This window comes from Nafulsella turpanensis ZLM-10, from assembly GCF_000346615.1.
In the GTDB taxonomy this organism is placed as follows: domain Bacteria; phylum Bacteroidota; class Bacteroidia; order Cytophagales; family Cyclobacteriaceae; genus Nafulsella; species Nafulsella turpanensis.
Window position 1 is genome coordinate 245936 of the sequence record NZ_ANNU01000005.1, and the last position, 8583, is coordinate 254518.

Genomic DNA, 8583 nt, shown 5'->3' on the forward strand with positions numbered 1-8583 from the left:
CCGGCCTTTGGCCCGGGTTAAAAACCAAATTAAAGGCATGTTCTTTGCTAAAGCAGAGATAAAAGTAGAAACAATATTTTATGCAGTTATCCTATAAAAGTTTTTTTGGGGCCCTGGCCTTAAGCGCAGCCCTTTTAAGTTGTAATAATGATGGTCCTTCGCAGGAAGCGGTAGAAGCACCCGCAGAACCTACAGTTGCAAAACTTGAAGGGGTGGAAGTCCCTTCTTTTGATGCCGACTCGGCCTATAGCTATGTCGATAAGCAGGTAAACTTTGGCCCACGGGTACCCAATACCCCCGAACACCGCGAGGCGGGCGATTACCTGGTAAGGAAACTGGAGGAATTTGGTGCCGAAGTAAAGGTACAGGAGTTCGAGGCCACTGCTTTCGACGGAACGGTATTGCAGCTTCGAAATATAATCGGGAGCTATAAGCCGGAAGCACAAAAAAGAGTGTTACTGGCTGCCCACTGGGATACCCGCCCTTTTGCCGACAAGGAAGAAGATGAAAGCCTCCACAACCAGCCTATTGCCGGTGCCAACGATGGAGGTAGCGGCGTAGCTGTTCTGCTGGAAATAGCCCGGCTTATTAATCAGAATGAAGGCCCCCAGGTGGGAGTCGATATTATTTTCTTCGATGGTGAAGATTATGGTGAGCCGGAATTTTTGCCGATGGAAGACAGAGAGCCGAACCGCACATACTGGTGCCTGGGCTCACAGTACTGGGCCGAAAATAAGCATGTGCCTAATTACACTGCTTACTTTGGCATTTTGCTCGATATGGTAGGGGCTGAAAACGCACAGTTCTGGCGCGAAGGTTACTCCCGCGAATATGCACCAAGTGTACTCAAGCGAGTGTGGGCATGGGGCCACGAATTAGGCTACAGCCGCTACTTTAAATACAGCAACAGTGAGGCTATTATTGATGACCATGTATTTATGAACCGTGCCGGTGTGCCATCAATCGATATTATCGACTACGACCCTGCCTCTGACTTCTACTTTGGAGATTACCATCATACCCTGAAGGACGATATGGGCATCATCAGCAAAGAAACCCTAAAAGCGGTGGGCGAAACGGTTCTTCATACCATTTACCATGAACCGGGCGCCGGTGCTTAAAAAACATGGCCGGCAAAAAGATAAATTCAGAAATAAAAATTAAAAAATAAAAGCGCTGTTTAGCGCTTTATTCTTTTGTCGTCTTCTTTTCCGAAGGTTAAAACTACCCCTAAACCTGAGAAGGTCCAGAAAATGGCCATAATAATCATCCAGGAGTTTTCGAAGAAGGGAACATTATGTCCGGTCGGTTTATCTGCGACTAACAAGCCAAAGATGGAAAAGGCCAGAGCCACCAAACCAAAGAAAAGCATTACAAAGCCAGCTATACGCATTCTTTCTTTTTTTAAATGAGTCGTTTTATTCCACAAATATATTCCTTAATACAGACTTTCGCACGCTCAGGTACATTTTTATCCAATGAAAAAAATGTGGTGGGTAATACGGACAATAAAATCGGGCAGGAGGGCAGGTCCGGTATCCGGAATAAATCTTTCCAGCTCTCTCCCCAATACAAGCGTTTATTTAAGAATATTCAGCAGATAGGCTCCATAGCCGCTCTTTACTAAAGGGCGGGCAAGCTTTTCCAGCTCCTCTTCCCCGATAAATTTCATCCGGTAAGCTACTTCCTCAATACAGCCAATCTTAAGACCTTGTCTCTCTTCTATCACCTGCACAAACTGCCCTGCCTGCATAAGAGAGGCAAAGGTACCTGTGTCGAGCCAGGCAGTTCCGCGACTCAGAATACCGACCTTCAGTTTTCCCTGCCGCAAATATTCTTTGTTAACATCTGTAATTTCCAGTTCTCCCCTTGGGCTCGGCTCCAGGTTTCGGGCAATTTCTTTCACCTGATTGTCATAGAAGTAAAGTCCGGGTACGGCATAGTTGGACTTGGGCTGCAGGGGCTTTTCCTCAATCGATACCACCTGCTGATCATTATTAAACTCTACCACGCCGTACCGCTCCGGGTCCTGCACATGATAAGCATACACCACCCCACCATCTGGATTAATATTGCTCTGGAGCAGTTTAGCCAGGCCGGAGCCATAAAAGATGTTATCGCCCAGTATAAGGGCTACTTTATCATTGCCAATAAAATCGGCTCCTATGGTAAATGCCTGGGCCAGTCCTTTGGGCTCTGGCTGCACGGCATAAGAAAAGCTGCAGCCTAAATCCTTACCATCTCCTAATAAGCGCTCGAAGTGCGGCAGGTCGTGAGGGGTGGAAATAATGAGGATTTCGCGGATGCCTGCCATCATGAGTACCGACAGCGGGTAGTAAATCATCGGCTTGTCGTATACAGGCATCAGTTGTTTGCTTACCGCCAGGGTAAGCGGGTGCAGGCGTGTGCCGGAGCCTCCGGCCAGTATAATTCCTTTCATAAACTAAGAAGCAAAGGCTTTATTTCAGAATAATCACCCATTTACTGGGCAGAACATCATGACCGAAAGATAAGATACTACTGTTAAAGCAGCAACTACAGCGGGGAAGAATAAGGGATTTGCACGATAAAGGTAGTGCCCTTCCCTTCCTGGCTCCTGAGGGTAATGTCGCCATTTAATTTTAATACCGCCTGTTTAACAATGTACAGGCCGAGCCCCGAGCCGGAGTCCATTTGTGTAGCCCTGAAAAACCGGTCAAATACCCGGCCCTGCAGGTCTTTTGGTATACCAATACCGTTATCTGTAATTTCGAGCCGGATGCCCGGCGCCTCTTCCGTTAACGTTACTTTTACCTCCGGACTGCAGTCAGATGAGTACTTAATGGCATTTTCAAGCAGGTTTTGCAAAATAGTCCGCAACAGGCTTTCATCCAGCTTCAGCTCCTCCGGCACATTCACTTCTTTAACAAAGCGTATTTTTCCAAACCGTGGCAAATTGGTAAAAGTTTGCAGGCAGTCATCTACCAGGTGAGAAAGGTTCGTATGGCCAGCGGCCGGCATTGCCTGCCTGATTTTAGAAAGTTTAAGCGTATCGCTCACCACCCGGTGAAGGCGGCTGATACCCCCATGGTAATAGCCAACGTATTCCATTACTTTCTCATCTCCTTTAAAATCATGCTCTACCAGGGCATAGAGGCTTAACAGGGAGTTCAGGGGGCCCTTCAAATCGTGCGAAAGCCGGTCGATGAAGAGCTCTGTTTCCTCCTGCCGAAGCTGTATGGCCTCTTCCTGCTTCTTTAAGGCATCAATGTCGTGTAAAACCGCCAGCCTGCCTGCCTTTCCGGTAGAAGGGTTAAAAGGCAGGGAACAGAGTGTCAGGCGCATCCAGCGGGTCTGGCCATTCCGGAGCCGAAGCATTACCTGCTCCTCGGCTTCCTCTAACGCTCCTGCCAGCAGCATTTCTTTCATTTTATTAATCTGCTGAACACTTTCCGGAAAAAGAACCTCCTCCATACCAGGTACCGAAAAGTCTTTCAGGCTATAGGCACTTAGCTCAAGAAATTTCTGGTTTGCCTTCTTCAGCTCCTGCCGGTCATCGTACAGGAGAGAAGGGAACGGCAGCACATCGAACCACCAGTCGTCACCTGTTGTAGCTTTTGGGACAATTTTAGGCTCCTCCCTTTTAAGAGGAGCCGGCTCAGCTACCACCTCTTCCAGAAAAAGAACATCCTTTGCGGGCCGTATTAAAAAATTTACCGGCCCGGCACCTTGCTGTAAGCAGCGGATACTGGCATTACAGCTATTACCATGGTGGCTGGCAAGCAGGAGTTTACGGCTGAGCAGCCGCTGGTCGACCGGCCTTAGCCTATCGAGCAAATTGAGGTGCTGCAGGTTGCCCGCCAAAGCAAACTGCTCACAGAAGCGGGCGTTCGCCTGCACAATCTTTCCATCATGCCGGACAATGGAAAAAGCCTGTGTGGCGCTTTTAAGCAAAGCAAGCTCATCCGCTGAAAGAACAGGAACAGCTATAACTGAATCCTGTGCCTCCTTCTCATACCCCGACCTTTCATCAGGGGCATGTTTTAAAGCCGGATTATTTTTGGGGGTCTTCATTTATCATTAGCCGAAGTGAGCAAAAAATTTGTTTCTCTTACAGGCTTTGTACTAAATGTAAAAAGTACTGGCAATTTAAACAAAAAATTAATAAAATATTGTGGAGAAGAAATATCCGTAATATATTATTACTTTTGTAATGAACTTATCTGGCTTTGCTGTCCGGCCCGTGAAGGAGGGCTGCCTTACCCGCTAAAGGCTTAAATAGTGGGAAAGAAACAGTACAAGTAGCACGAAAGGCATACATTAATGAATAAACTCCTTTTATTTGTAGTACTCCTGTTTGCTCTCGAAACAGCAGCCTTCTCCTTTACTGAAGCAACCAAAAGCACTGCCTCCCAGGCAGCGGGTCTTCTTCCTCCCGATTCTCTGGTACTCATCTGTGGCTCTGTTCTTAATGCACATGACAGTACACCTGTAGTAGCCCGAATTCGCTATAAAAAAATGCCCTATGGCGATGATGTTGGCATTTTCGTGAGTAAAACCAATGGTACGTTTGAAATGCCTGTTCTCGACCGGAACAGCTATATGTTCGAAACCGATGCAGAAGGTTATTACCCGCTTCGCCAGCAGGTAGAGGTAAGAGACTTTAACGGAGATAACCGGATAGAAAAGAACTTTATTCTGGTGCCCTTACGGGTAGGCCAAATCATGGATTTCGATAATATCCTCTTCCAGCAAAGCGAAGCCATTCTGCTACAGGAATCGTACGATGTAATTGACAGGCTGGTCGATATCTTAATGCATAACCCTTCGATGGTTATCCAGCTCGAGGGCCACACCGACTTCCGTGGCCCGGCCAGAGCAAATAAACGTTTATCGCGAAATCGTGTTAAGGTTATACGCGATTATTTAATCAATAAAGGAATAGACCGGGACAGGGTGGAAACCAAAGCTTTTGGTGGCTCCCGCCCTATTTCCAGAGAAGATAGCCCGGAAGGCCGTAAGCTAAACCGCCGGGTAGAAATAAGAATTTTAGAGGAATAGAGATATTCTTATAATCCTTATTTTTCTTATTTTTAATAAAAATTTTTATGGGGAAGATTTGTTCCTGCAAATTTGTAAGGACTCGCTCCTCTTATCCTGAATTTCACATTGTAATTAACAGGCTGATAATATGAAACTACTCTCTACCTTTTTTAAGCTCCTGCTTACTTGTGTTTTTTTCTTTGCTTCTTCGGCTGCTTTTGGCCAAAACGAGCAGTGGGCCACCAAAGTGCTGGACTACTCCAGCCAAATTTCGGAAACCCAGTACTCGGCACAACAAGCTTTACGGGCACCTAATGTGTTGCCTGCCGGAGGCGAAAACCCAAATGCCTGGACACCCGATCGTCCTAATCGGCAGGAATTTATTAAGGTAGGCTTCGATGAGCCTGCCCGTATTCGCCAGATTGCCATTGCCGAAAGTTACAATCCATCCGCCATTTCGGAGGTATATGCTTATGATAAGGAAGGTAATGAGTACCTGATTGAGCGCTTTAGCCCGGAGGCAGTACCCTCCCCTTCGCGCATGCTTAACATATATATGGAAAGAACCGATTATGAGGTTGCAGCTGTAAAAGTAGTGCTCAATGGTAAAGCACTCCCCGGCTACCACAGTATCGATGCCATTGGTATTTCAAAATCCAGAACCCCTATTACTGTAGATGTAAAAGTAGCTGCCGATGTAAACCCTGATATTCGCGTTCAACGCCTGGGAGAAACTGTTAACAGCGAGTACGAAGAGTTAAAACCCCTGCTTTCGCCCGACGGCAACACCCTCTTCTTTAGCCGCCGTAACCACCCCAGCAATGTGGGTGGCGAAAAAGATCCGGAAGATATCTGGTTCTCGGAAAAAAATGTAAGTACCGGCGAATGGACAGAGGCCGAAAATGTAGGTGCACCACTTAATAATCTGGGACCCAATTATATCAGCTCTATCACTCCGGATGGAAATACTATGCTCCTCCTGCTGGGTAACCGTTACGGAAAAAATGGTAAAATGAGTGCCGGTGTATCCATGAGCTATAAAGACGGAGACCAGTGGTCGAAGCCTGTTCCCATTGATATTGAGAACGAATATAACTTTTCAGACCACGCCAACTTCTTCCTTGCCCAAAGCCGCAAAGTATTGCTCATGTCCGTTCAGCGCGACGATACTTATGGTGACCGTGACCTGTACGTAAGCTTTCTGGAGGAAGACAGCACCTGGTCTGAGCCTAAAAACATTGGCGAGATTATTAATACTGCCGGCACAGAATCGGCCCCCTTTCTGGCAGCTGATGGCCGTACCCTTTATTTCTCTTCCAATGGCTTTAGCGGCTATGGCTCGCAGGATATATACGTAACCCGCAGGCTGGACGATACCTGGACCAGCTGGACGGAGCCTGAGAATCTTGGTCCTTCCATTAATTCAGACGGTGAGGATATTTTCTTTAACATACCGCTTTCCGGAGAACAGGCCTATTATTCTCGTGGAACAGAAGACGGGCAGGTAGATATTTACCAGATTGACCTGCCGGTATTCTATAAGCCTGCGCCTGTAGTGGTTGTAAAAGGAAAAGTGTTTAATGCCAAAACCAATGAGCCATTGGGTGGTGTCAAAATCTTCTATGAGCGCCTTTCTGATGGCGTGGAAGTAGGCATTGCCCGTTCCGAATCGAATGGTGAATACCAGATTATACTGCCTTATGGTGAGCGTTACGGTTACCTGGCCGAAGCCGAAGATTTCGTTGCCATCAGCGCTAATATCAACCTTACCCAGGAAGAGCAGTTCAAGGAAATCAAGCAGGATCTGTACCTGGTACCAATTGAAGTGGGTTCGCGCGTAACGATTAACAACATCTTCTTCGATTTTGATAAAGCTACTTTACGTAACGAAAGCTATCCTGAGCTCAACCGCCTGCTGGAGTTCATGAACAACTATCCGAATGTGAAGATCAGAATTCAGGGCCACACCGATAGTGTAGGACCGGAAGACTACAACCAGCAGCTGTCTGAAAGAAGAGCGGATGCCGTGGCTCGCTTCCTGCAGGTAAATGGCGTCAGCAACGACCGCATCATTGTGGAAGGTTTAGGAGAAGCCGCCCCGGTAGCCAGCAACGATACAAATGAGGGCCGCCAGGAAAACAGAAGAGTGGAATTTGAAATCATCGAAAATTCAGAAACACCTGCCAGCCAGGAATAACAGAAAAAGAAAGGCCGCTCCCCATTTGGGGAAGCGGCCTTTCTTTTAATAAACTTGTCCCGTCCTGAAATAGCGATACACAAAAAGAAACGTTATGAGACAAGGAGAAGAGCCAGAGTATGTTAAGCGCAGTCAAAGGGACTACAGCTATGGGTTTAAAATTCAGGTAGTGCAGGAAATCGAACGAGGAGAAGAAAGCACTACCTCAGCTCAGCGCAAGTACGGGATACAATCCCGTTCCACAGTCATGAATTGGTTGAGAAAATATGGTACCTTAGATTGGTTGAACCAAACCCCTTCCAATATGGCTAAAACACCTGAACAAAAGCTCATGGAACTCGAGCAAAAGGTACGCCTTTTAGAGAAGCAGAAAAAGCAGCTGGAAAAGCAAGTGGAGCAATCGGACAAAAAGTCTATTCTTTTTGATATGATGATAGAGCTCGCCGAGAAAGAATACAAAATAGATATCAGAAAAAATTCCTCACCCGAACAATCGATAAGTTCAAAGAAGAACACAAAGAAAGCTTGAGCAGCACCTGTAGCTTGTTCGGGGTGAGAAGACAGGTTTATTACCGGGCTAAAAAGGCCCAGACCAACTCTCGGCAGAAGGCCTCAGTGGTAGTAGAGATGGTGAAAGAAAAAAGAAAGAGCATGCGCCGCTTAGGCACTCGCAAGCTCTATGAGCAGCTTTATGAGCCCTTGCGGCAGATGGGCGTAGGCCGTGACCGTTTATTTGATATTCTCAGAGCCAATCATATGCATATTGTAGCTAAACGTCAGTATCAGGTGACTACTAATTCTCATCACCGCTTTAGAAAGCATAAGAATCTTGTAGAAGGTCTGGAAATCAAGCGGCCTGAGCAGGTCTTTGTCTCTGATATTACATACATAGGCAGCAGGGAACATCCTATGTACCTGGCTTTGATTACCGATGCCTATTCCAAGCGCATCATGGGATATAATGTATCAGATAGCCTGAATGCTACAGGAGCAGTGACGGCTTTAAAAATGGCACTGAAGAATAGGAAATATAAGAGAGAAGCACTCATTCATCATTCTGACAGAGGAATACAGTACTGTGGAAATGATTACCAGCAGATACTGCAGAAACACAGCATAAAATGTAGCATGACAGAAAAATATGACCCTTATCAAAATGCTGTAGCAGAAAGAGTCAATGGCATCATTAAACAGGAGTTTTTAGAAGGTATCCTGGTGCGGGACGTGGAGCTTATGGATAAAATCATGAAGGAATCTATTCAGCTTTACAATCAGGAAAGACCGCATCTTAGCTGTCATATGCTCACTCCTGATAAGATGCATCAGCAGCGAAAGCTCAAAATGAAAACCTATAAAAGAAAAAA

At 46.3% G+C, this 8583-nt stretch carries 8 protein-coding genes; 5 read left to right on the top strand and 3 right to left on the bottom strand.

The features are described 5' to 3' along the window. Positions 1-80: 80 nt before the first annotated feature. The gene (locus F752_RS0102745; protein WP_017730198.1) at positions 81-1121 is read left to right on the top strand and encodes a M28 family peptidase; all 1041 of its coding nucleotides are present in this window, start codon (positions 81-83) and stop codon (positions 1119-1121) included. A gap of 59 nt (positions 1122-1180) precedes the next feature. On the opposite strand, the gene F752_RS0102750 is transcribed toward F752_RS0102745, so the two are convergent. The 3 genes from F752_RS0102750 to F752_RS0102765 all read right to left on the bottom strand — a co-directional run bounded on the left by F752_RS0102750 (position 1181) and on the right by F752_RS0102765 (position 4053). Continuing rightward, entirely contained in the window at positions 1181-1393 is a 213-nt protein-coding gene (locus F752_RS0102750; protein WP_017730199.1) for a hypothetical protein, read from the bottom strand. A 186-nt stretch (positions 1394-1579) separates the two neighbouring features. Next, positions 1580-2440, bottom strand: a complete 861-nt coding sequence (gene rfbA / locus F752_RS0102760; RefSeq protein WP_017730201.1) for a glucose-1-phosphate thymidylyltransferase RfbA — start codon at positions 2438-2440, stop codon at positions 1580-1582. 95 nt (positions 2441-2535) lie between these two features. Beyond that, a complete protein-coding gene (locus F752_RS0102765) occupies positions 2536-4053 on the bottom strand; it encodes a sensor histidine kinase (protein WP_017730202.1) in 1518 nt (505 codons plus the stop codon). 249 nt (positions 4054-4302) lie between these two features. On the opposite strand from F752_RS0102765, the gene F752_RS0102770 reads away from it, so the two are divergent. The 4 genes from F752_RS0102770 to F752_RS0102785 form a co-directional block, all read left to right on the top strand. Next, positions 4303-5040: an OmpA family protein gene (locus tag F752_RS0102770; protein WP_017730203.1), complete on the top strand. Its 738-nt coding sequence runs from the start codon at positions 4303-4305 to the stop codon at positions 5038-5040. Positions 5041-5170: 130 nt separating this feature from the next. Then, positions 5171-7219, top strand: a complete 2049-nt coding sequence (locus tag F752_RS0102775; RefSeq protein WP_017730204.1) for an OmpA family protein — start codon at positions 5171-5173, stop codon at positions 7217-7219. Positions 7220-7313: 94 nt separating this feature from the next. Further along, complete coding sequence (locus F752_RS26495; protein WP_017730205.1) at positions 7314-7748, top strand: helix-turn-helix domain-containing protein; 435 nt, start codon at positions 7314-7316, stop codon at positions 7746-7748. Beyond that, on the top strand, positions 7745-8583 hold an 839-nt coding region (locus F752_RS0102785; RefSeq protein WP_017730206.1), incomplete at its 3' end, for an IS3 family transposase. The genes F752_RS26495 and F752_RS0102785, both read left to right, overlap by 4 nt.